This window comes from Kibdelosporangium aridum (assembly GCF_900176515.1).
In the GTDB taxonomy this organism is placed as follows: domain Bacteria; phylum Actinomycetota; class Actinomycetes; order Mycobacteriales; family Pseudonocardiaceae; genus Kibdelosporangium; species Kibdelosporangium aridum.
On the sequence record NZ_FWXV01000006.1, the window covers coordinates 59,724 to 79,612 of the forward strand.

Consider the following 19,889-nt stretch of genomic DNA (forward strand, 5'->3'; position numbering starts at 1 on the left):
TTAGCTCAGTCGGTGGTAGGACGATCGACACCCTGTGTGTTTGTATGCACTCGCCGCCGTGTGAAGCCCAAGGGATGCTCCAGGAGGCAAACCCATGACATTTCGTCGCAAACTCGCTGTCGCTGCCGCGTCGGCGACGACCGTGATGCTGGCCGCGGGCACCGCGACAGCCGCGCCCGCGGACGTGCAACCGTTGGCGATCAAGCAAGTCGCGAGTGGACTCAACCAGGCCTGGGCAGTGGATTTCCTGCCTGACGGCACGGCTTTGTTCACCGAGAAGGACTCGCGCAAGATCCGGAAGATCGCGCCGAACGGCCAGGTGTCGGACGTTCAGACGATCTCGGGGGTCAGCGTCACCAAGGAAGCGGGTCTGCTCGGCATCGCGGTGTCCCCGACGTACGCGACCGACCAGCTCGTCTTCATCTACTACACAACGAGTTCGGACAACCGGATCGCGAAACTCAAGCTGGGCCAGGCACCGACCCCGATCGTGACCGGAATTCCCCGTGGCTCGCAGTACCACCACGGCGGCCGGATCAAGTTCGGCCCGGACGGCTACCTGTACGCCGGAACCGGTGACGGGCAGAACGGCGCCAACGCCCAGAACCGCAATTCGCTGGGCGGAAAGGTGCTTCGCGTCGACAAGAACGGCGCGGCCGCCCCAGGAAACCCGTTCAACAGCCGGGTCTACTCACTGGGACACCGCAACGTGCAGGGCCTTGCCTGGGTCGGAACCCAGCTGTACATCTCGGACATCGGTGCCAGCAAGGTGGACGAGCTGAACAAGATCACGCCCGGCGGGAACTACGGCTGGCCGAGCTGTGAAGGCCCGTGCAGCAACCCGGCGTACACCAACCCGGTCAAGACATGGCCGACCTCCCAGGCAACGCCAAGCGGCCTGACGTACTACAAGGGCAGCCTGTTCATGGCCTCGCTCAAGGGCGGCACGTTCAAGCTGAACACCAGCGGTGCGGGCGGCAAGCTCTACACCAACCTGGGCCGCACACGGGACGAGGTCGCAGGGCCGAACAACGTGCTGTGGGTCGTGACGCCTGGCGGCATCTACAACGCTGACGGCTCGTGAGAACCGGGGTGGCTTCGCCTTCCCTGCACGGGCGAAGCCACCCCTTACCCGAGGGTCCACTGTGGGGGTTCACAGACATATTTGTGAGCGGTGTCTCAGTTACGCGTCTTGATCGTCGGCGCCAACGGTTGGCCGACGCGTTCGCCAGCGCAAAGCACGTACTCCTGATCGGCAGGCCACGAACTGCCCGAAATCACCCCTTGTCCGCCCATCCGCGACCCCTGATCCCACCTTCGGCCCGCATCACACCGGGAGGGGCGTCGAGGTTGCGAACCCGCGCCGTTTAGACTTGCCGACAAGGGGACACGAAGGAGAAGCGCGTGGCCGAGATTTCCGTTGAACTTGTCGCCGTCGAGCGCCGGCTCTGGTCGGGCAAAGCGACGATGGTCATCGCACAGACCACCGAGGGCGAACTCGGTGTGATGCCCGGCCACGAACCGCTGCTCGGCCAGCTCGTCGAGGGTGGTGTCGTCAAGGTCCGCACCACGGACGGCGAGACCGTCATCGCGGCCGTGTACGGCGGCTTCCTGTCCATCACCGGCGACGGCGTGAGCATCCTCGCGGAGAACGCCGAGCTCGCCGAGGAGATCGACATCGACCAGGCGCGGGCTGACGTAGCCGCGGCACAGGACGCGGACGAGCGGGCAAGAGCAGAAGCCCGGGTTCGCGCCGCCGGACAGACGGTCTGATCCGCGGGACTGGGCGGGGGCGGCCGTGGAGATCCTCTGGTTCATCGGGACGCTCCTGGCGGTCGCGGCCGCCACATTGCTCTTGCTCGGCATCCGCCGGGTCAGACTGATCCGGATGGGCGGCATCAACGTCGCCCTGCGGACGCACCTGGACAATCCACGAGGCTGGCACCTCGGAGTCGCGCGGTATCACGGTGACGAGTTCACCTGGTACCGCGCGTTGAGTTTGCGCAACGGCCCGAACCGGATCATCCAGCGCGACGGCTTCGAGATCGACGACCGGCGCGAGCCAGAAGCCCAGGAGCTCTACGGCGTGCCGAACGGCGCCATCATCCTGCGGTGCCGCGCCGAGCTGGACCCGCCGCGTTCCAAGCGGGCTTTCGGCGGCCCGGACACCGTCGTCGAGATCGCGATGACCCCGGACGCGCTGACCGGCTTCCTCTCCTGGCTCGAATCAGCGCCCCCAGGTCGTCGTCTTCCTTACGCCTCCTAGGCCAGATCCAGCTTGACGACCAGCGCGTCCAGGTTCGGCGTTGTTGAGCCGCCAGCGGGCTCAACCGTGATCGCGAGAGCCACCGCACCTTGCGCGGGCCTCAAGTCATTCGATGAAATGGCGCCGTTGGGGACCGGCAGAGTTCCAGCCGACGTCTGGCCACCAGCATTCAGGTGGCGGACGTACCAGAGCTGATACACGGAGGTCCCCGGCAGCGCTGGCGCGCCCTTGAGCGTCATCACCATGCCGTTCTGGCTCGGCGAAACCACTGCTGTCGCCGTCCCGCCACCTTTGACAGGGCCTGTGACGATCTTCGCGTCCGGCGCGCTCAACAGCGTCTGCAGCCGGGACAACTCGGTCTGCGTCTGCGCGAGCTCGTCCTTCACGTCGTTGTTCGTCACGACCCAGCCCACGCCAAGTCCTGCCGCCACAAGGAGGCTCGCGGCCGCGGCGAACACCGCGAAACGAGAACTCCCGCGTCTCGGGCGAAGTCTCTGCGGCTCGTCGAACGACATCGGCGGGAGCTGCCTGACGTTCCCGATCGCCGCGTGCACCTTGTGCCACAGCTGCGGCGGGGGAGCTGCCGCGGTTGCTGTGCCAAGGCGTGCGGTCGTTTCCCGCAGCTCGGCGACTTCCTGGTGGCACGCGGGGCAGCCGGACATGTGGTCCTCGAACGCCCTGCGCTCCATTTCGGACAGCGCGTCCAGCACGTACGCACCTGTCAGTGTGTGTACATCGTTGTTCACGCCGTCACCCCCATGCAGTCACGCAGCCTGATCAGCCCGTCCCGCAATCGTGTTTTGACTGTGCCAAGGGGTGAGTCAAGCAAATGCGCGACTTCCCGGTAGGTGTAGCCCTGGTAGTACGCGAGCATGACCGACTCGCGTTGCAGTTCGGTGAGTGTGCCGAGACATCGGCGCACTTGTTCGCGTTCCATCCGGCCTGCCACGACTTCGGTGACTTCATCGAACGGACGCGCGGTTTCGGCACGAGCCACGCGTGAATCGCGGTCGGTGCTCGCCTGCGCGGAGCGCACGCGGTCGACGGATTTGCGGTGCGCGATCGTCATCGCCCACGACAACACGGAACCACGTTCCGGGCTGTAGCGAGTGGCTGAGCGCCAGAGCTCGAGGAAGACTTCCTGCGCGACCTCTTCCGACTGCGCTGGATCCCGCAGGATCCGCTGCACGAGCCCGAAAATCGGGGCCGAGAGGTGGCGGTAGAGCTGTTCGAACGCGGTTTCGTCGCCACGCGCCACGCGGGGCAGCAGTTCGTCGAGGGTGGCCGGCCTCGGTCCCCCGGGCTCCCGTGACCGCTGCGCCCGTTCCCGCATGCTCACCCCTCCTCGTACCTCAGCCTGCCCGCCAGGTATTCGCTCCCGGCGTACAAGCGGATTGGTAGAAGAGGTTAGTGGTTTGTTTTGGCGCCGCGGGAGCGACTCAGTCGAGTCACCCCTGCGGCAAGTCGTACTCCCAGTTCACGGATGAAGGCTCGAGGGCCCGAGCTGCCTTCGCGCGGCAGCACGGCTGGACTCACGCGGACGCGGACAGCCATTTCGACCTGCCAGGACGGGCCGGAACCCAGCACCCGTTGACCTTCGGGACGTCACCGGGCTCGGGATCCGGCAGGGCGAGCAATTCTGCGACGACCGCGGCCGACGTGCCGCTGGAGCGCCAGAAAACCTTGTAGGGAAAGAAGATGTCCATCTCGTCACCCGGGATGCGGGTGGCGTCGGCGTCGTGTTCGCCGTAGATCTGCACCACGTCGACCACGCCGTGGTGCACGCGCACACCGACGACAGCGGCCACCTCCCCCGTGGCGTCGCGCGGGTGCGCGAAGCTGAACCCGCGCGCGATCAGCTCCTTGAGCTGGGCTTCGAAGTCATCCATGTCGCCACCTTTGTCACAACAGGACGTCGTCGAATTCGCCGTCCTTCGCCCCAGCGAGGAAGGCAGCCATCTCAGCCCGGGTGTAGATCAGTGCGGGTCCGTCAGGGAACCGCGAGTTGCGGACCGCGATCTCGCCAGACTCGAGCGTCGCGACTTCGACACAGTTACCGACCGCGCCGCTCATCCGGCTGCGTCGCCAATCGACGCCGCCGAGGCGGTCCGCGGAAACCCCGTTGTGTACTGCCGTCATGGAGTGCTCCCACCTTTTCCCCGACTTGCCTTGGCGGCGGCACGTCTGGATCTTCGTGCATAAGCAAGGTAGCACGGCCGGTTGCCCGTGCGCATGCACGTGCATCTGCACGAATTTCACAGTTGGTGGCGTGGGCAGTGATCTTGACGAGTTTTGTCGACAGGGAGTAGTTCCTGGTCGCTCAGGGTGAGATCGATTGCACTCCTACGCCCGCGTAGGGCCCGATTCGTGCCACACATAACCCTCGCGAGGGGGAAAATGTGATGACTGTCGGGCGTGTCGCGAGTGGACAGCGGGCCGTGATCATCGGGTGTTTGCCCGATTGGGCAAACGGGTGCCCGCAACCCCTGACGGGTTAAGACCAGATAACGAATCGAACGAACGGTCCGTTCGCGAATCTGGTTGTCCACAGCCCCTCAGAAACCCTTTGACCAGCCCATATCCCCGATAGACTGGCCTGGGGTCGTCCCCCCGGGAGTGGTGGGGGATGCCCTTTGGTTGGGGGTGGGGGTCGTTGATGTCGGTTGCTGCAGCGCGATGAGGTCTTTCCTGGCGTGGAGGGTTCTGGTGCGGCTGCACAGTGGTCGGCTTCGTTGGGGCTTTGCTGACCACGGGGTGCCGGGAGGTTGGTTTTCGACAACAACCCTGAGTCGAGTCCGCTCGCCACGCCCGCAAGGCAAGGACAAGCCGGGCTTTGACGGAGTCCTGCTGGGAGTGGTGGGGGATGTCCTGGGTTGGGGCGGGCTGCCTGGTGGTGATGGGTCTGGTCGCGGTTGGGACCCGAAGCGTTGTTACAGCGACTTGAGGACCTTCGAGATGGTCCGGCGCGTCTGCTCGGGTGTCTCCGCTTCGACAACCAGCCGATGTGCGGCTTTGTTGTAGACCTCGACCTCGTCGGTCTTGTCCAGGTAGAGCGCGCCGCACAGGTGCTCGAGGTAGACGATGTCCGGAAGTTCCGGTTCGGCGAACCGCAGCAGGGTGAACGGCGTCTCCGCGGCCGACCCGCCCAGCTCGAACGGCAGGATCTGCAGCGAGATGTTGGACATCTTGGTCAGGTCGAGCAGGTGCTCCAACTGGTCGCGCAGTACCTTGCGGCCGCCCATTTGCCGGTGGATGCACGCTTCCTCGACGACCGCCCACAGTCGAGGCGCCTGCGGCGAAGCCAGCAACCGCTGCCGCTGCATCCGCAGGTTGACGCGCCGGTCGATCTCCTCTGGCGGCGCGTCCGGTCTGCCTCGCAGCATCACCGCGCGGGCGTAGTCCTCGGTCTGCAGCAGGCCAGGGATGAACTGCACCTCGTACGTCTGGATCCGGGACGCCGACTCCTCGAGGCCGACGAAGTCCTGGAACCAGTGCGGCATCAGATCGTTGTAGCGCTGCCACCAGCCCGGCTGGTTCGACTCGCGGACCAGGGCGAGGAAGATGTCCCGGTCGCTCTGGTCGGTCACGCCGTAGAGCGTCAGCAGGTCCGCGACATCGCGTTCCTTGAAGCTCACGCGGCCCAGTTCGACCCGGCTGATCTTCGAGCCGGAACCACGGATCGCGTAGCCGGCGTCTTCGCGGCTGATGCCCTTCGCCTCACGCAGCCGACGCAACTGGCTGCCCAGGACCATTCGGCGCGCGGTGGGACCACTACCTGCGGGCTCACCCGTGGGCATGGTCACCTCCTACTCGCCCCTGCTGCTCGCAGCCACACACTCTAAGACCAAAAGGAACACAAAGCGCGGATGTCCTCGCTAATTGGTTCCCGCACCACCCGGTTGCCACAGGACGTCACCGTCCGGGTTGGCCAGGCGACAGAGGATGAACAGCAGGTCGGAGAGGCGGTTGAGGTACTTGGCGGCGAGTACGTTCGTTCGGTCGGCGTCTGCTTCGATCAATGCCCACGTCGCGCGTTCGGCCCGTCGCGTTACGGTCCGGGCGACATGCAGGTAGGCCGCGCCGGGCGTACCGCCGGGCAGGATGAAGGACGTCAGCTTGGGCAGGCGCTCGTTGAACTCGTCGCACCAGTTCTCGAGCCGGGTGATGTAGTCCGAGGTGATCCGCAGCGGCGGGTACTTCGGGTCCTCGACGATCGGGTTGCACAGGTCCGCGCCCACGTCGAACATGTCGTTCTGCACGGCCCGCAGCACGGTGACGATCTCGTCGGGCAGGTTGCCGGTCGCGACGACGACACCGATGGCCGCGTTGGCTTCGTCGACGTCGGCGTACGCGGCAAGCCGCGGGTCGGTTTTGGACACGCGGGAGAAGTCGCCGAGTCCCGTCGTGCCGTCGTCGCCGACTCGGGTGTAGATGCGGGTGAGGTGCACGGCCATGCCCTGAACCTTATGTGACGGAGGCATAGCAGGTCAGCGGGCGCGCGATGTCGCTTATGCGTGGAATACCGGGCGCTGTCATATACCACTTTCTTTCTGCGTCACGCGGCTTGGATGACGATCGGACTAAATACTGGTCCTTAACTTTCCCAGCCCCTAAAGTGATCTGGGTCAACTGTCCAATGGGCTATGTTCGATGCTCGGCTGCGCAGGGAGCGTTGGACTTTGAGAACAAGTGCTAGCGATGGGCCGTCCCTGAGACTGAGCCTCGACCTGGCGCCAGCTGGGCCGATGAAAGTCAAGTCGGCTGCCGAACAGCTGGTTGACCGGCTGATCACGGCGATCGCGCTCGGCGCGTTGCTGCCGGGGCAAAAGCTGCCGCCGGAACGGGAATTCGCCGCCCGGCTCAACGTCAGCCGTACCACTCTGCGGGACGCTCTGCACCAACTCGAATCGCTTGGCTATGTCGGGATCACGCGCGGCCGCAGCGGCGGAGTGCGCGTGCATAGCACATGGGGACCGGAATCCGGGTCGCATATTCGGAGCATGCTGTTGCCTCGATGGCAACACCTCACATGGTTGTTCGACCTGACCCGGTCATTGCTGCCGATGATCGCCGGATTGGCGGCCGAACGGCGTACTGACGAACACATCCGCAAGATCTGGGCGGCAGTCGAGGCGTACGAAAAAGCCGAAGACCGTGATGTCATGCGGACCGCGGACCACACGTTGCATTCCGCGGTCGCCGAGGCAACCGGCAACCCTTATTACGTGAGCATCGACTCGCAGCTGCGTATCCAGCTCACGTTCGGCACTGATTCCCTGCCCTATGACACCGAGATCAGGCAACGCGCGCTCGACGACCACCGCGCGATCGCCGAAGCCATCGAGGCAGGCGACAGCGCACGGGCCGCCGACTTGACCATGCACCACTTCGTTGAGCTCGCCGAGAAGCCGATGTTGCGCCTGCGGCAACGGGTTGAGGCAGCGGGAGCCTCCGAATCCGAGTGACCAAACGGACAGCCGTACGATTGGCGCTCATCCAAGGGTCATTCATCGGGAGGGTGCGTGTCTGAGCACTTCCGGGTTCACGGCGGCGCGAGACTCGTCGGCGAGGTCGACGTCGTCGGTGCCAAGAACAGTGTGCTCAAGCTGATGGCGGCGGCGTTGCTCGCCGAGGGCACGACCACGCTGACCAACTGCCCGCAGATCCTTGACGTGCCGTACATGGCGGACGTCCTGCGCAGCATCGGCTGCGAGGTGAGCGTCGACGGCGACACGGTCGTCATCACGACGCCGTCGGAGCTGAACCACAAGCCGGACGCGGCTTCCATGGGCAAACTGCGTGCTTCGGTGTGCGTGCTCGGGCCGCTTGTGGGCCGTTGCCGCCGTGCTGTGGTCGCGTTGCCGGGCGGTGACGCAATCGGGTCACGTCCGCTGGACATGCACCAGAACGGCCTGCGTCAGCTCGGCGCCACTAGTGAGATCGAGCACGGTTCGGTCGTCGCCGAGGCGGAAGGCCTGCACGGCGCCCAGATCTGGCTGGATTTCCCGAGCATGGGCGCGACCGAGAACATCCTGATGGCCGCGGTCCTCGCGGACGGCACCACGGTGATCGACAACGCCGCACGCGAACCGGAGATCGTCGACCTCTGCACGATGCTCCAGCAGATGGGCGCCAAGATCGAAGGCGCGGGCACGTCCACGCTCACCGTGCACGGCGTCGAGACGCTGCAGCCGACCGAGCACCGCGTGATCGGCGACCGGATTGTCGGTGCGACCTGGGCATTCGCCGCCGCCGTCACCCGCGGCGACCTGACCGTCCGTGGTGTCGACCCGCACCACCTCGACCTGGTCCTCGACAAGCTGCGCACGGCCGGTGCCGAGGTCACGGTGTACGACGACAAGGCCTTCCGCGTCGTGATGGCCGAGCGGCCGAAGTCCGTGGACTTCGTGACGCTGCCCTACCCGGGGTTCGCCACGGACCTGCAGCCGTTCGCGATCGCGCTCTGCGCGGTCTCCGAAGGCACCGCGATGATCACCGAGAACCTCTTCGAGGCCCGGTTCCGGTTCGTCGAGGAGATGATGCGGCTCGGCGCGGACGCACGGACGGACGGGCACCACGCGGTCATCCGTGGCGTGGAGAAGCTGTCGAGCGCGCCGGTTTGGGCGTCGGACATCCGCGCGGGCGCTGGTCTCGTGCTCGCGGGACTGTGCGCGGATGGCGTGACGGAGGTGTGGGACGTGTTCCACATCGACCGCGGCTACCCTGGTTTCGTGGAGAACCTCGTGCGGCTCGGCGCGAACGTGGAGCGTGTCACGCAAGCGCCCGAGCGGTAGACCTTGAGCGGTAGACGCGGAGCGCCCAAGCGGTAGACGCCGCCGCCCGCACGCCTTCCGATCTCGGCAACGAGCAGGGTGGCCATTCAGTTCCAACGCGGACACGGCTGGCACTGAGTGCCAACTCAGTGCCAGCCGACGCGCCGAAGCTGGACCGGCTCCTCAGCGCCAACAGCCAATGGATCAGCGCCAACAGCCAATGGACAGGTCTTCCACAGGCGGCACATAACTCGTGGCGTGAGCATGGTGTCCATGACCGAACCCGAACTGACTTACGAGGGCCGCCGCCTGCCCCGCCCCCACGACGAAGTGGTGGACCAAGGCCTCGGCTTCGACATCGCCACGCTGTTCGACCGCCGACGTGCGCTTCGTCTGCTCGGGCTTGGCGCCGCAGGCGCGGCCGTGGCCGCGTGCAGTCCCAGCACACCACCCAGTACCAGCACGCCGACGTCCACCGCTCCCACCACAGGCGCGACGTCGGGCTCAGCCGCTCCGGCCGCGTTGAGTGAAATCCCGGAGGAGACGGCAGGGCCGTATCCCGGTGATGGCTCGAACGGGCCGGATGTGCTGGAACAGAGCGGTGTCGTGCGCAGCGACATCCGTTCCAGCTTTGGGGCGTCGAGCGGTACGGCCCAAGGCGTGCCGATGACGCTGGAGCTCGTGATCGCCAACCTGGCCCAAGGCGGCTCGCCTTACGCGGGCGTGGCCGTCTACGTCTGGCAATGCGACCGCGAAGGCCGGTACTCCATGTACTCGCAGGGCGCGCAGAACGAGAACTACCTGCGGGGCGTGCAGATCGCCGATGCGTCCGGCCGGGTCCGCTTCACCAGCATCTTCCCCGCCTGTTACCCCGGGCGCTGGCCGCACATCCACTTCGAGGTCTACCCCGACCAGGCATCCATCACCGACGCCGACAAGGCGATCGCCACCTCTCAGGTCGCGTTGCCGCAGAACGTGTGCGACACCGTGTACGCCCAGCCGGGCTACGAGCAGTCCGTGTCGAACATGCGCCGGCTGAGTCTGAGCACGGACGTGGTCTTCCGGGACGACTCCGGCGCATTGCAGCTCGGGACCGTCGCTGGCGACATCGCCAGCGGGTACACGGTCACGCTGAACGTGGGCGTGCGCTGACAAACCCAGCCGGGTGGCTTTCTCGATTTTGTGAGTCAGTGCACGTTATTGGACGGTTACCAGCCAGTACCGTCGGGGAATCACCCGTTACGGAGGTTCCCATGCCGTACCCGAGCGACCGTGAGCGTGACCGGCCGTGGGTCATGCGGACCTACGCCGGCCACTCGTCGGCGACGGCGTCCAACGCTCTCTACCGTCGCAACCTGGCCAAAGGGCAGACCGGCCTCTCAGTGGCGTTCGACCTGCCCACACAGACGGGATACGACCCCGACCAAGAGCTGTCCCGTGGTGAGGTCGGCAAGGTCGGCGTGCCGGTCAGTCACATCGGTGACATGCGGCAGCTCTTCGACGGCATCCCGTTGGCCGAGGCCAACACCTCGATGACCATCAACGCGACGGCCATGTGGCTGCTCGCGCTGTACGTCACGGTCGCCGAGGAACAGGGCGCGGACATCTCCAAGCTCACCGGGACCACGCAGAACGACATCATCAAGGAGTACCTGTCCCGCGGGACGTATGTCTTCCCGCCAGGACCGTCATTGCGCCTGATCACGGACATGGTCGCGTGGACGGTCACCAACGTGCCGAAGTGGAACCCGATCAACATCTGCAGCTACCACCTGCAGGAAGTCGGGGCCAACCCGGTGCAGGAGGTGGCGTACTCGATGTGCACCGCGATCGCGGTGCTCGACGCGGTCCGTGACTCCGGCCAGGTGCCGCAGGAGGAGTTCGGCTCGGTCGTCGCCCGGATGTCGTTCTTCGTCAACGCGGGCGTGCGGTTCGTCGAGGAAATGTGCAAGATGAGGGCGTTCGCCGCGCTCTGGGACGAGATCACCCTTGAGCGGTACGGCGTGCAGAACCCCAAGCACCGCAGGTTCCGCTACGGCGTGCAGGTCAACTCGCTGGGGCTGACCGAGGCACAGCCGGAGAACAACGTCCAGCGGATCGTGCTGGAGATGCTCGCGGTTTCCTTGTCCCGCAACGCTCGTGCCCGCGCGATCCAGTTGCCCGCGTGGAACGAGGCGCTCGGCTTGCCGCGGCCGTGGGACCAGCAGTGGGCCCTGCGGATGCAGCAAGTGCTGGCGTACGAGACGGATTTGCTGGAGTACGAGGACATCTTCGACGGCTCCCCGGTCATCGAGGCCAAAGTGGACGAAATCCTGCGCGGTGCGCGTGCGGAAATCGACCGCGTGCAGGCGATGGGTGGCGCGGTGGCCGCGGTCGAGAGCGGGTACATGAAGACCCAGCTCGTCGGATCGCTTGCCGCGCGGCGGATGCGCATCGAGTCCGGCGAAGAGGTCATCGTCGGTGTCAACAAGTTCGACACCACTGAGCCCTCGCCGCTGCAGGCCGAAGGTGCCAAGGCGATCGAGCAGCTCGATCCGGCGGTGGAGAAGCAGGCGATCGCGGCGATCCGGGCCTGGCGGGCCGATCGTGACCAAGCCGTTGTGGATGAGGCACTGGATGCCTTGCGGGCAGCCGCGAAGACCGAGGTGAACCTGGTCGACGCGACTCTGGCGTGCGCGAGAGCGGGTGTGACCACAGGTGAGTGGTCCGGGGCGCTGCGCGAGGTGTTCGGCGAATACCGTGCGCCAACAGGGGTTTCCGGGGTGTCCACCGGTGAGGCGGGTGCGGAGCTCGCACGAGTGCGCACGCGAGTGCAGGAAACCAGTGCCGAGCTCGGCGAACGGCTGCGCATGCTGGTCGGAAAGCCTGGTCTGGACGGTCATTCCAACGGCGCGGAACAAGTCGCGGTCCGGGCCCGAGATGTTGGTTTCGAAGTCGTGTATCAGGGTATCCGGTTGACGCCGGACCAGATCGTGGCCGCCGCTGTGCAGGAGGGCGTCCACGTGGTCGGGCTGTCCGTGTTGTCCGGATCACATCTGGAAGTCGTACCCGCGGTGGTGGATGGCCTGCGGGCGGCGGGAGCCGACGACATCCCCGTTGTCGTCGGCGGTATCGTGCCGCCCGATGACGCCAAAGCCTTGCTGGACAAGGGAATCGCTCGCGTCTTCACTCCGAAGGACTACGAGCTCACGCAGATCATGGCCGGAATCGTCGATCTGGTAAGGGAAACTCGCGGCCTGACCAGCTGAAATCTCGTCTGTCTACTTCGGATCGTGTTGACCTGCGCGGATGAACCACCTACGGTCGTCGCGTGGCTTCTCGACGACTGCTGCTGCAGGCTGCCGCGGCAGGCGCGCTTTCGCTCGCCTTGCCTGGCTGCACCAGGGTGGATCTGTCCGCAGAGGCGAACGGGGGTTCGTTACTCGATCGGCTCAGACAAAAAGGGGAGGTACGGGTCGGCTTCGCCAACGAAGCGCCGTACAGTTTCATCAACTCCGAAGCGGAGTTGACCGGCGAGGCCGCCGAAGTCGCCAAGGTCGTGTTCAGAAGACTTGGCGTGCCGAACCTCATCCCGATTCCCTCGGAGTTCGGCTCGCTGATCGCCGGGCTGAAGGTCGGGCTGTTCGACGTGATCGCCGCGGGCATGTCCATCCTGCCCAAGCGGTGCAAGCAGGTGCTGTTCACCAACCCTGACTTCATCGCTCCCGCGGCTTTCCTCGTGCCCAAGGGCAACCCGAAGGGCATCAAGACCTTCGCCGAGGTCGCGCAGCAGAACCTGCGGATGGGCGTGTTGATCGGCGCGACGGAGAAGGACTACGCGATCGCCAACGGCGTGCCGGAGAACATGATCACCGCGTACCAGAACCAGCCGAGCGGTCTCGAGGCGGTGAGCACCGGCCGGGTGGACGCGTTCTCGCTGACCGCGATCTCGCTGCGGGATGTGCTGGGCAAGAATCCAGGTGCGCCACTTGAAGTGACGACACCGTTCGTGCCCGAAGTGGACGGCAAGCCGCAGTTCACGTCCGGCGGGTTCGCGTTCCTGCCGGATCAGACCAATGCCGTGGCCGCGTTCAACAAGGAGCTCGCCGATCTGAAGCAGTCCGGTGAGCTGCTGCGCATCCTGCGGCCGTTCGGCTTCACCGAGGCCGAGATGACGGACATGACCGCGCAGCAGCTCTGCGCGGTACCGGAGGCCTGATGTCCAGCGCACAAGTAGGCCTGCTGCTGTACGGCGCGTGGAAGACCATCCTGCTCACCCTCGGCGGGATGGCTCTCGCGCTGATCATCGCTTTCCCGGTTGGGCTGGCTCGAGTCAGCCACAACAAGTTCCTGCGTGTCATCGGGTTCACGTACGTCGAGCTGTTTCGCGGTGCGGCCGTGCTGGTGCTCGCGTTCTGGTTCGTGTACGCGTTGCCTTCCCTTGGCTGGCAACTGGATCCCACCTTCGCCGGAATCCTCGCACTGGGGTTGAACATGGGTGCGTACTCCGGCGAAGTCGTCCGTGGCGCGATCCAAGCCGTTCCGCCGGCACAGGTCGAAGCCGCGACCGCGCTGAACTTCACGCCGTCGCAAGGGATGCGCCGGGTCGTGCTGCCGCAGGCGATCCGGGCGATGATCCCGTCGTTCGGCAACAACGTCATCGAGCAACTCAAGGCCACGGCCGTGGTCGCGGTCGTGTCCATTCCGGAGCTGACGTTCAACGGCCAGCTGATCTGGAGCGGAAATGGCCGTGCCGCAGCGGTTTTCGGCGGTTTGCTGATCGGCTACGGCCTGATGGCGTTGATCTTCATGACCGCGGTGCGGCTGCTTGAGCGAAAGGTCGCGTGGGCATGAACTTCGACTGGAACTACGCACTCGAAATCCTGCCGCGGCTGCTGGACGGGCTGCTCACGGCGCTGATCGCGACCGTGGTCGGCTACGTCGTCGCGTTGGTTCTCGGGCTGGTCTTCGCGTTGGCACGGCGGAGTCATCAGCGCTGGATCAGCATGCCCGTCGGGTTCCTGGTGGAATTCATCCGCGGCACGCCGCTGCTGATCCAGCTGTTCTTCCTCTTCTTTGTGTTGCCGCAGCTTGGTTTGGCGTTGTCGCCGCTCGCCGCGGGCATCATCGGGCTGGGTCTGCACTACGCGACGTACACGTCCGAGGTGTACCGGGCCGGGATCGAAGGTGTCCCACCTGGACAGTGGGATGCGGCCGTCGCACTGCACCTGCCACGCCGTCGCGTGTGGACAAGCGTGATCCTGCCGCAGGCGGTGCCGCGCTCGATTCCCGCGCTGACGAACTATTCCATCGCACTGTTCAAGGATGTTCCGCAGTTGGTGGCGATCACCGTCGCGGAGCCGTTCACGGTCGGCCGCGAGATCATCGCGGACACGTTCCGGCCGTTCGAGCCGATCACCATGGCCGGCTTGCTCTACCTGGCAGTCGCGCTCGTCCTGTCCTATCTGGGCAGGATTGTGGAGCGCCGGTTCAACGGGGTGACAGCATGAGTTTCATCGACTTCAACGACGTCAGCAAACGCTTCGGGGACAACGTCGTGCTCGACGACATGTCGTTCAACATCGCCGACGGCGAGCGTGTGACGCTGATCGGCCCGAGCGGATCGGGCAAGACGACGATCCTGCGGATGCTGATGACGCTGACCAAACCGGACTCCGGGACGATCTCGATCGACGACGAGTTCCTGTGGCACGAGAAGCGGGGTGACGACCTTGTTCCCGCCAGCGAGGCGCACACCCGCAAGGTCCGCAGCAAGGTGACGATGGTCTTCCAGCAGTTCAACCTGTTCCCAAACATGAAGGTTCTTCGTAATATCACCGAGGCGCCGATCCATGTGCTGGGCAAGCAGAAGGACGAGGCGGAGGAACGCGCCCGCGAGTTGCTGGAAATGGTGAACCTCGCGGACAAAGCGGACTTCTACCCGTCGCAGCTGTCCGGTGGTCAGCAGCAACGCGTGGCGATCGCGCGGGCCTTGGCCGTGGAACCGGAGATCCTGCTGCTCGACGAGGTCACGTCCGCACTGGACCCGGAGATCGCCGCCGAGGTGCTTGACGTGCTGCGGGACGTGGCCAAGACCAGCGACGTGACCATGTTGCTGGTGACCCACGCGATGCGGTTCGCACGGGACGTCTCCAACCGCGTGCTCATGTTCAACGAAGGCAAGATCATCGAGGACGCGGCTCCCGAGCAGATGTTCAACGAGCCCCAGCAGGAGCGCACCAAGGCGTTCCTGCGGTCGGTGCTCGAGGAAGTGTGAAAACGTTACTGTCCGGTAGTCCGAACCGTTTCGCCTGGCCGATCCGTATGTCCGTTGCGCCGTAAGGGAATGGAAGGCAGGGGACGATGGGCGACGTTCGTACGTTCGGACTACCGGATTGCGTCGAGGGGACCGAGTCCGACGTCCGGCTGGCCGACGAGTTGGTCAAAGCATGGCTCACCGACGGGATGTTCCAGCTCGCCTGCGACCGGTGGCAGACCCGGAAGATCGAGGACGCCGTCGAAGCCAGCAGACGGTACTTCGCACAGCCGGTGCACCTGAAATCCCGCTGCGTCAGCGACCTGACCTACGCGGGGTACTCAGCGGCCGGCGCGGTGGAGACGTTCACGATCTGCCAGGACATACCGCGCGAGGACGTGCGCGTTGGCGCGAACTGGCCGTGTCACGGCCCGATGCCGTGGCCGAGCATGGAGTACCGGCGCGCGATGCGGATGTTCTGCGACGAGCTCAGCCGGCTCGGCGAGAGGCTGATGCACCTGATCGCGATCGGCCTGAACCTGTCCGATTTCGAAACGCTGAACGCGCTGTCCGAAGACGGCTGGCACCACATGCTCGTCCAACGCTTCCCCGCGGGGACCTACGAGCTCAGCTCGCACGGCCTGCTGATGATCACGGTCGAAGATGGAACGCTGACGGCCACCCCAGGCGAACTGATGGAGTTCCTGACCAACGGACACATCCGGATGACCCCACTCGAAGCACTCGTGCACACCTGCGACGAGGTGGTCATGACGTATTTCCACGAGCCGGTCTTCGACGCGGGCCTGCGACCGGTGCTCGGCCCGATGAACGGCTACATGCACTACGGGACGTACTTCACCGACCTGTTCATGCGGCGCCACCCGGAACGGTCGACCACGCAGAGGATCAAGGCGGAAGACCGGCTGTCCGTGTTGGCGAGCCTCTCGAGGCGAGCTAGCGTCGGAGCATGACCGACTACGAGCACATCCTGGTCAAGACGGACGACGAGACGGTCCGTATCACCATGAACCGGGCGGCCAGGCGGAACTCGCTCTCCGAGGAACACCTGGCAGAGCTGCTGTCAGCCTTTCGCTGGGCTGGAGCCTCGGACGCGACAGGAATCGTCCTCGCCGGAGACGGACCGGTGTTCTCAGCGGGTCACGACTTCGCCGACGTCGCCTCCCGCGACCTCGTAGGCGTCCGGTCACTGTTGAAGTTGTGCACGGAGTTGATGCAGACGATCCAAGCGGTGCCACAAGTGGTGATCGCCCGCGTGCACGGCTTGGCAACGGCAGCGGGATGCCAGCTTGTGGCGTCGTGCGACCTTGCCGTGGCGGCTTCGTCAGCGGGCTTCGCTTTGCCCGGCGGAAAAGGCGGCTGGTTCTGCCACACCCCAGCTGTTCCGGTTGCGCGCTCGATCGGCCGTAAACGCCTGATGGAACTCGTCCTCACCGGCGACACGATCCCCGCATCGGTGGCTTTGGAGTGGGGCTTGGTCAACCAGGTCGTCCCGGGCTCCGAATTGGACGCTGCGGTGGATGCCTTGCTGGCCAGGGCGACCCGGGGAAGCCGGGCCAGCAAAGCGTTGGGAAAGCAGACAATCTACGCCCAGTTGGACCGCCCGGAGGCGGACGCGTACGCCATTGCCTTGGAGGTCATGGCATCGGCTTCGCAGCTTCCCGGCGCCCGCGAAGGAATGGCCGCGTTCCTGGAGAAGCGCAAGCCAGTCTGGCCTGACTAGGTTGGTGCTCCTGTGTGGATAACCGGGAGAGGAGCATTCAGGCCACCGACATAGAACCGGTCGCCGTAGCTGCACCTACATGGTCATCGGAGCGTAGGCGGCTAAGGCTTACGGGCCCGGAACCGGAACCTGGTCTCGGTCTTGGTGATGTCGATGTCCCGGAAGCCCACGGCCGCCAAGCGCTGCGGCAGCGTGTCCGGGTCCACGACGATCATCGTGTCGAACAGGTGGATGAAGCGGAACCGCAGGTTCGGCCTGCTGTCCAGGCCGACGAACAGGCCCTGGGGCTTCAGAACCCGGAACGTCTCGGCGAACAGACGGTCCTGCTCGGCGGGTGACGGCACGTGATGCAGCATCGTGAAGCACGTGACCGCGCTGAAACTGTTGTCCGGCAAGGGAAGTTTCGCGCCGTCGCCCTCGATGACGTTGACGCTCGGGAACTGTTCGGTCAGCAGTCGCACTGACGCGGGATCCACTTCGACGGCGGTCAGGTTCGGCACCTTGTCGATCAGGACTCGGGTGGTCGCCCCGAAACCCGGCCCGATCTCCAGGACGTCGTCGCCGAGGTCGATGCCCTCGAGTGTCCACGGCATCAGGGTTTCGCGGACATTCGTGACCCAGGTGTCCGACCGGCAGAGTTTGCGGTGGATCAGGTTCATCGGCATGACCTGCACGCTATTTCGCTGTCTGGCGCGTCCGCTACGAACTAGACTGCCAAGATATGTCGCGAACCGGACACGGGATCTGGGTGGGCAGCCACTCCCTGCTGCCGGGGACCCGCTTCGACTGGCACGAACACGACGCCCACCAGCTCAACTGGGCCGAGGACGGCGCGCTGACGATCGGCACGGCCACCGGCACCTGGGTCCTGCCGCCCACCCGGGCTCTCTGGATCCCCGCGGGCGTCCGGCACACCACAGGCTCCAGCCGGTCGACGAAGATGCGCAGCCTGCTCATCCACTCCGACCTCGTCCCGTGGACCGTGCCGACCGTCATCCGGGTCGGCCCTCTGCTCGGGCCGCTGCTGTCGTATCTGTGTTCGTCCTTGGCGGCCGGGCCGCGCTCCCGCGCCGAGGCGTTGCTCCAGGATCTCCTCGACCCGGTGCCCACCGCCCCGATCGAGTTGCCGATGCCCCAGTCCGACCGGACGCTGCGGATCGCCGCGGCTCTGCGGATCGACCCCGCGGACGGCCGGACCCTCGCCGAATGGGGCCGGGTCGTCGGGGCGAGTTCACGCACGTTGGCACGCCTTTTCGGGGCCGAGACGGGCCTCGGCTTCGCTGAATGGCGCACCCGTCTGCGGCTCACCCACGCCCTGGGCCTCCTGGCTGGCGGCACGTCCGTGGCCGCCACCGCCCACCTCGTCGGCTATTCGACGCCGTCCGCGTTCGTCTCCGCCTTCCGCCGCACCACCGGCACATCCCCAGCCAGGTACTTCACCGCGGAATGAAGGCTATTCGGACGAGACGATCGCAGCGATGGCGTCGTAGAAGCCCGCTGGGTTGTCCACCATCGCGAAGTGACCGGAATCGGGGACCGAGTACGCCGGTACGCCTTCGAGCATCGGAAGCAGGTACTCGACTCGTTCTTCTTCACCGCCGTAGACGTACGCCTTGTTGTCCATGGCCAAGAACATCTCAAGCAACCGACCGCTGTCCGACCACTCGACGAGCGACTGGGAGATCTGGTGGATCGCGGCGGGATCGCACTTCGGATACCACTGTGCCCACGCCTGGACGTCCTTGCGCGGCGACTGTTTGAGGCGCTCGGCGAAGCGGTAGAACCCCGTGGTGGTGAACATGTCGGAGGACATGCGCGCGGTCTTGCCGCTGACCAACGCACAGTCCTCGGCGACCAGGTTGCCTTCCACATTCACAAACCACGCCAGGTCGACTTTCTGCGCGACCAGCAGCCCAACCGCCCCACCCATGCTGTGCGCCACCACGGAGACCCGCCTGGCCCCATCGACTCGATCAGCTCGACCGAGGCATCGGCATACGCCTCAACGGAGTTCGCCCGCAGACTCGGCGATTCACCGTGTCCTGGAAAGTCGAACGCACACAGGGAGAAGTCCTTCAGCTCGGCGGCGTCGAACGCCTCGGCGTAGGACTCTTTCGCGCAGCCGATGCCGTGCATGAAGACAATCAGGTGGTCACCCGATCTCCTCTGCGCGGCCGCGAGGTTCATTGGCTCAGAACAGCCGGAACTCGTCAGACTCCATACCGCGCAACGCGTCATAGTCGAGCACGACGCAGCGGATGCCGCGGTCCTCAGCAAGCGTCCTGGCCTGGGGCTTGATCTGCTGCGCGGCGAAGACACCCTTCACCGGTGCCAGCAGCGGGTCGCGGTTGAGCAGTTCGAGGTACCGGGTCAGCTGCTCGACTCCGTCGATCTCGCCGCGTCGCTTGATCTCCACGGCGACGGACACGTTCTCGGCGTCCCGGCACATCAGGTCGACGGGTCCGATGGCGGTGGGGAACTCGCGGCGGACCAAGGTCCAGCCTTCACCCAGCGTGGTCACGTGCTCGGCGAGCAGCTCCTGCAGGTGGGCTTCGACGCCGTCCTTGATCAGTCCGGGGTCGATGCCGAGGTCGTGCTTGGAGTCGTGCTGGATTTCCTCGATCGTGATGATCAGCTTTTCGCCGCCCTTGTTCTGGACGGTCCAGAGGCCTTCCTCCTCGGTCAGCCAGCACGGCGGGCTCATCCAGTTCAGCGGCTTGTACGAGCCACCGTCCGAGTGCACGAGCACCGAGCCGTCCGCCTTGACCATCAGCAACCGCATGGCCATCGGCAGATGAGCGGTCAGCCGTCCGACGTAATCAACCTGGCAGCGAGCTATCACTAGACGCACCGGGGCAGGGTAACGGATAT

At 65.4% G+C, this 19,889-nt stretch carries 24 protein-coding genes; 14 read left to right on the top strand and 10 right to left on the bottom strand.

Going from position 1 to position 19,889, the window contains the following annotated elements:
• Positions 1 to 94 precede the first annotated feature (94 nt).
• The 3 genes from B9C43_RS30865 to B9C43_RS30875 all read left to right on the top strand — a co-directional run bounded on the left by B9C43_RS30865 (position 95) and on the right by B9C43_RS30875 (position 2,266).
• The gene (locus B9C43_RS30865; protein WP_033381772.1) at positions 95 to 1,084 is read left to right on the top strand and encodes a PQQ-dependent sugar dehydrogenase; all 990 of its coding nucleotides are present in this window, start codon (positions 95 to 97) and stop codon (positions 1,082 to 1,084) included.
• A 320-nt stretch (positions 1,085 to 1,404) separates the two neighbouring features.
• The gene (locus B9C43_RS30870) at positions 1,405 to 1,773 is read left to right on the top strand and encodes a F0F1 ATP synthase subunit epsilon (protein ID WP_033381773.1); all 369 of its coding nucleotides are present in this window, start codon (positions 1,405 to 1,407) and stop codon (positions 1,771 to 1,773) included.
• 25 nt (positions 1,774 to 1,798) lie between these two features.
• On the top strand, positions 1,799 to 2,266 hold the full coding sequence (locus tag B9C43_RS30875; RefSeq protein ID WP_033381774.1) for a DUF2550 domain-containing protein: 468 nt from the start codon (positions 1,799 to 1,801) through the stop codon (positions 2,264 to 2,266).
• On the opposite strand, the gene B9C43_RS30880 is transcribed toward B9C43_RS30875, so the two are convergent.
• The 6 genes from B9C43_RS30880 to B9C43_RS30905 all read right to left on the bottom strand — a co-directional run bounded on the left by B9C43_RS30880 (position 2,263) and on the right by B9C43_RS30905 (position 6,720).
• Positions 2,263 to 3,012, bottom strand: a complete 750-nt coding sequence (locus tag B9C43_RS30880) for an anti-sigma factor (protein ID WP_084430448.1) — start codon at positions 3,010 to 3,012, stop codon at positions 2,263 to 2,265. The genes B9C43_RS30875 and B9C43_RS30880 overlap by 4 nt on opposite strands.
• Positions 3,009 to 3,599 carry an ECF RNA polymerase sigma factor SigK gene (gene sigK, locus B9C43_RS30885; RefSeq protein ID WP_033381776.1) on the bottom strand — a complete coding sequence of 197 codons (591 nt, stop codon included), beginning with the start codon at positions 3,597 to 3,599 and terminating at the stop codon, positions 3,009 to 3,011. Before sigK ends, B9C43_RS30880 begins: the two co-directional genes overlap by 4 nt.
• Positions 3,600 to 3,798: 199 nt before the next feature.
• A complete protein-coding gene (locus B9C43_RS30890; protein ID WP_084430449.1) occupies positions 3,799 to 4,155 on the bottom strand; it encodes a hypothetical protein in 357 nt (118 codons plus the stop codon).
• Positions 4,156 to 4,168: 13 nt separating this feature from the next.
• Entirely contained in the window at positions 4,169 to 4,405 is a 237-nt protein-coding gene (locus B9C43_RS30895; protein ID WP_084430450.1) for a DUF397 domain-containing protein, read from the bottom strand.
• 791 nt (positions 4,406 to 5,196) lie between these two features.
• The gene (locus B9C43_RS30900) at positions 5,197 to 6,063 is read right to left on the bottom strand and encodes a helix-turn-helix domain-containing protein (RefSeq protein WP_033380832.1); all 867 of its coding nucleotides are present in this window, start codon (positions 6,061 to 6,063) and stop codon (positions 5,197 to 5,199) included.
• A gap of 78 nt (positions 6,064 to 6,141) precedes the next feature.
• Positions 6,142 to 6,720, bottom strand: coding sequence for a cob(I)yrinic acid a,c-diamide adenosyltransferase (locus B9C43_RS30905; RefSeq protein ID WP_033380818.1), 579 nt, complete (start codon positions 6,718 to 6,720; stop codon positions 6,142 to 6,144).
• 291 nt (positions 6,721 to 7,011) lie between these two features.
• Between B9C43_RS30905 and B9C43_RS30910 the strand changes: the two genes are divergently transcribed.
• The 10 genes from B9C43_RS30910 (at position 7,012) to B9C43_RS30955 (ending at position 17,018) form a co-directional block, all read left to right on the top strand.
• Positions 7,012 to 7,731, top strand: coding sequence for a FadR/GntR family transcriptional regulator (locus B9C43_RS30910; protein ID WP_160096788.1), 720 nt, complete (start codon positions 7,012 to 7,014; stop codon positions 7,729 to 7,731).
• A 57-nt stretch (positions 7,732 to 7,788) separates the two neighbouring features.
• The gene (gene murA, locus B9C43_RS30915) at positions 7,789 to 9,060 is read left to right on the top strand and encodes a UDP-N-acetylglucosamine 1-carboxyvinyltransferase (RefSeq protein WP_033380817.1); all 1,272 of its coding nucleotides are present in this window, start codon (positions 7,789 to 7,791) and stop codon (positions 9,058 to 9,060) included.
• Positions 9,061 to 9,312: 252 nt separating this feature from the next.
• On the top strand, positions 9,313 to 10,191 hold the full coding sequence (locus B9C43_RS30920; protein WP_084430771.1) for a dioxygenase family protein: 879 nt from the start codon (positions 9,313 to 9,315) through the stop codon (positions 10,189 to 10,191).
• 101 nt (positions 10,192 to 10,292) lie between these two features.
• Positions 10,293 to 12,287 carry a protein meaA gene (locus B9C43_RS30925; protein WP_084430452.1) on the top strand — a complete coding sequence of 665 codons (1,995 nt, stop codon included), beginning with the start codon at positions 10,293 to 10,295 and terminating at the stop codon, positions 12,285 to 12,287.
• Positions 12,288 to 12,349: 62 nt separating this feature from the next.
• Positions 12,350 to 13,237, top strand: a complete 888-nt coding sequence (ehuB, locus tag B9C43_RS30930) for an ectoine/hydroxyectoine ABC transporter substrate-binding protein EhuB (RefSeq protein WP_200825772.1) — start codon at positions 12,350 to 12,352, stop codon at positions 13,235 to 13,237.
• A complete protein-coding gene (ehuC, locus tag B9C43_RS30935; protein ID WP_235038946.1) occupies positions 13,237 to 13,872 on the top strand; it encodes an ectoine/hydroxyectoine ABC transporter permease subunit EhuC in 636 nt (211 codons plus the stop codon). The genes ehuB and ehuC overlap by 1 nt, the downstream gene beginning before the upstream one ends.
• The gene (gene ehuD, locus B9C43_RS30940; protein WP_084430772.1) at positions 13,869 to 14,528 is read left to right on the top strand and encodes an ectoine/hydroxyectoine ABC transporter permease subunit EhuD; all 660 of its coding nucleotides are present in this window, start codon (positions 13,869 to 13,871) and stop codon (positions 14,526 to 14,528) included. Before ehuC ends, ehuD begins: the two co-directional genes overlap by 4 nt.
• Positions 14,525 to 15,295, top strand: a complete 771-nt coding sequence (gene ehuA, locus B9C43_RS30945) for an ectoine/hydroxyectoine ABC transporter ATP-binding protein EhuA (RefSeq protein ID WP_033380814.1) — start codon at positions 14,525 to 14,527, stop codon at positions 15,293 to 15,295. The genes ehuD and ehuA overlap by 4 nt, the downstream gene beginning before the upstream one ends.
• 86 nt (positions 15,296 to 15,381) lie before the next feature.
• Positions 15,382 to 16,248 carry a 2-oxoglutarate and iron-dependent oxygenase domain-containing protein gene (locus tag B9C43_RS30950; RefSeq protein ID WP_084430454.1) on the top strand — a complete coding sequence of 289 codons (867 nt, stop codon included), beginning with the start codon at positions 15,382 to 15,384 and terminating at the stop codon, positions 16,246 to 16,248.
• Complete coding sequence (locus B9C43_RS30955; RefSeq protein WP_084430455.1) at positions 16,245 to 17,018, top strand: enoyl-CoA hydratase-related protein; 774 nt, start codon at positions 16,245 to 16,247, stop codon at positions 17,016 to 17,018. Before B9C43_RS30950 ends, B9C43_RS30955 begins: the two co-directional genes overlap by 4 nt.
• A 101-nt stretch (positions 17,019 to 17,119) precedes the next feature.
• On the opposite strand, the gene B9C43_RS30960 is transcribed toward B9C43_RS30955, so the two are convergent.
• Entirely contained in the window at positions 17,120 to 17,683 is a 564-nt protein-coding gene (locus tag B9C43_RS30960) for a class I SAM-dependent methyltransferase (RefSeq protein ID WP_084430773.1), read from the bottom strand.
• Positions 17,684 to 17,739: 56 nt separating this feature from the next.
• On the opposite strand from B9C43_RS30960, the gene B9C43_RS30965 reads away from it, so the two are divergent.
• Entirely contained in the window at positions 17,740 to 18,468 is a 729-nt protein-coding gene (locus tag B9C43_RS30965) for an AraC family transcriptional regulator (RefSeq protein WP_084430456.1), read from the top strand.
• A 3-nt stretch (positions 18,469 to 18,471) separates the two neighbouring features.
• Here B9C43_RS30965 and B9C43_RS30970 read toward each other — a convergent pair whose 3' ends face one another.
• Genes B9C43_RS30970 through nucS form a run of 3 tightly spaced genes read right to left on the bottom strand, consistent with a single transcriptional unit; the run spans position 18,472 to position 19,869 of the window.
• Positions 18,472 to 18,948: a hypothetical protein gene (locus B9C43_RS30970; RefSeq protein ID WP_084430457.1), complete on the bottom strand. Its 477-nt coding sequence runs from the start codon at positions 18,946 to 18,948 to the stop codon at positions 18,472 to 18,474.
• On the bottom strand, positions 18,891 to 19,205 hold the full coding sequence (locus tag B9C43_RS30975) for an alpha/beta fold hydrolase (RefSeq protein WP_084430458.1): 315 nt from the start codon (positions 19,203 to 19,205) through the stop codon (positions 18,891 to 18,893). Before B9C43_RS30975 ends, B9C43_RS30970 begins: the two co-directional genes overlap by 58 nt.
• A gap of 4 nt (positions 19,206 to 19,209) precedes the next feature.
• Positions 19,210 to 19,869, bottom strand: coding sequence for an endonuclease NucS (nucS, locus tag B9C43_RS30980; protein ID WP_033380809.1), 660 nt, complete (start codon positions 19,867 to 19,869; stop codon positions 19,210 to 19,212).
• Between the last annotated feature and the right edge of the window lie 20 nt (positions 19,870 to 19,889).

Bases quoted from the DNA above. Each gene is read 5' to 3' on its own strand.
- B9C43_RS30865 (WP_033381772.1), top strand. From the start codon at position 95: ATGACATTTCGTCGCAAACTCGCTGTCGCTGCCGCGTCGGCGACGACC.
- sigK (WP_033381776.1), bottom strand. From the start codon at position 3,599: ATGCGGGAACGGGCGCAGCGGTCACGGGAGCCCGGGGGACCGAGGCCG.
- B9C43_RS30890 (WP_084430449.1), bottom strand. From the start codon at position 4,155: ATGGATGACTTCGAAGCCCAGCTCAAGGAGCTGATCGCGCGCGGGTTC.
- B9C43_RS30895 (WP_084430450.1), bottom strand. From the start codon at position 4,405: ATGACGGCAGTACACAACGGGGTTTCCGCGGACCGCCTCGGCGGCGTC.
- B9C43_RS30900 (WP_033380832.1), bottom strand. From the start codon at position 6,063: ATGCCCACGGGTGAGCCCGCAGGTAGTGGTCCCACCGCGCGCCGAATG.
- B9C43_RS30905 (WP_033380818.1), bottom strand. From the start codon at position 6,720: ATGGCCGTGCACCTCACCCGCATCTACACCCGAGTCGGCGACGACGGC.
- B9C43_RS30910 (WP_160096788.1), top strand. From the start codon at position 7,012: ATGAAAGTCAAGTCGGCTGCCGAACAGCTGGTTGACCGGCTGATCACG.
- B9C43_RS30920 (WP_084430771.1), top strand. From the start codon at position 9,313: ATGACCGAACCCGAACTGACTTACGAGGGCCGCCGCCTGCCCCGCCCC.
- B9C43_RS30925 (WP_084430452.1), top strand. From the start codon at position 10,293: ATGCCGTACCCGAGCGACCGTGAGCGTGACCGGCCGTGGGTCATGCGG.
- ehuC (WP_235038946.1), top strand. From the start codon at position 13,237: ATGTCCAGCGCACAAGTAGGCCTGCTGCTGTACGGCGCGTGGAAGACC.
- ehuD (WP_084430772.1), top strand. From the start codon at position 13,869: ATGAACTTCGACTGGAACTACGCACTCGAAATCCTGCCGCGGCTGCTG.
- ehuA (WP_033380814.1), top strand. From the start codon at position 14,525: ATGAGTTTCATCGACTTCAACGACGTCAGCAAACGCTTCGGGGACAAC.
- B9C43_RS30950 (WP_084430454.1), top strand. From the start codon at position 15,382: ATGGGCGACGTTCGTACGTTCGGACTACCGGATTGCGTCGAGGGGACC.
- B9C43_RS30955 (WP_084430455.1), top strand. From the start codon at position 16,245: ATGACCGACTACGAGCACATCCTGGTCAAGACGGACGACGAGACGGTC.
- B9C43_RS30960 (WP_084430773.1), bottom strand. From the start codon at position 17,683: ATGCCGATGAACCTGATCCACCGCAAACTCTGCCGGTCGGACACCTGG.
- B9C43_RS30965 (WP_084430456.1), top strand. From the start codon at position 17,740: ATGTCGCGAACCGGACACGGGATCTGGGTGGGCAGCCACTCCCTGCTG.
- B9C43_RS30970 (WP_084430457.1), bottom strand. From the start codon at position 18,948: ATGGGTGGGGCGGTTGGGCTGCTGGTCGCGCAGAAAGTCGACCTGGCG.
- B9C43_RS30975 (WP_084430458.1), bottom strand. From the start codon at position 19,205: ATGAACCTCGCGGCCGCGCAGAGGAGATCGGGTGACCACCTGATTGTC.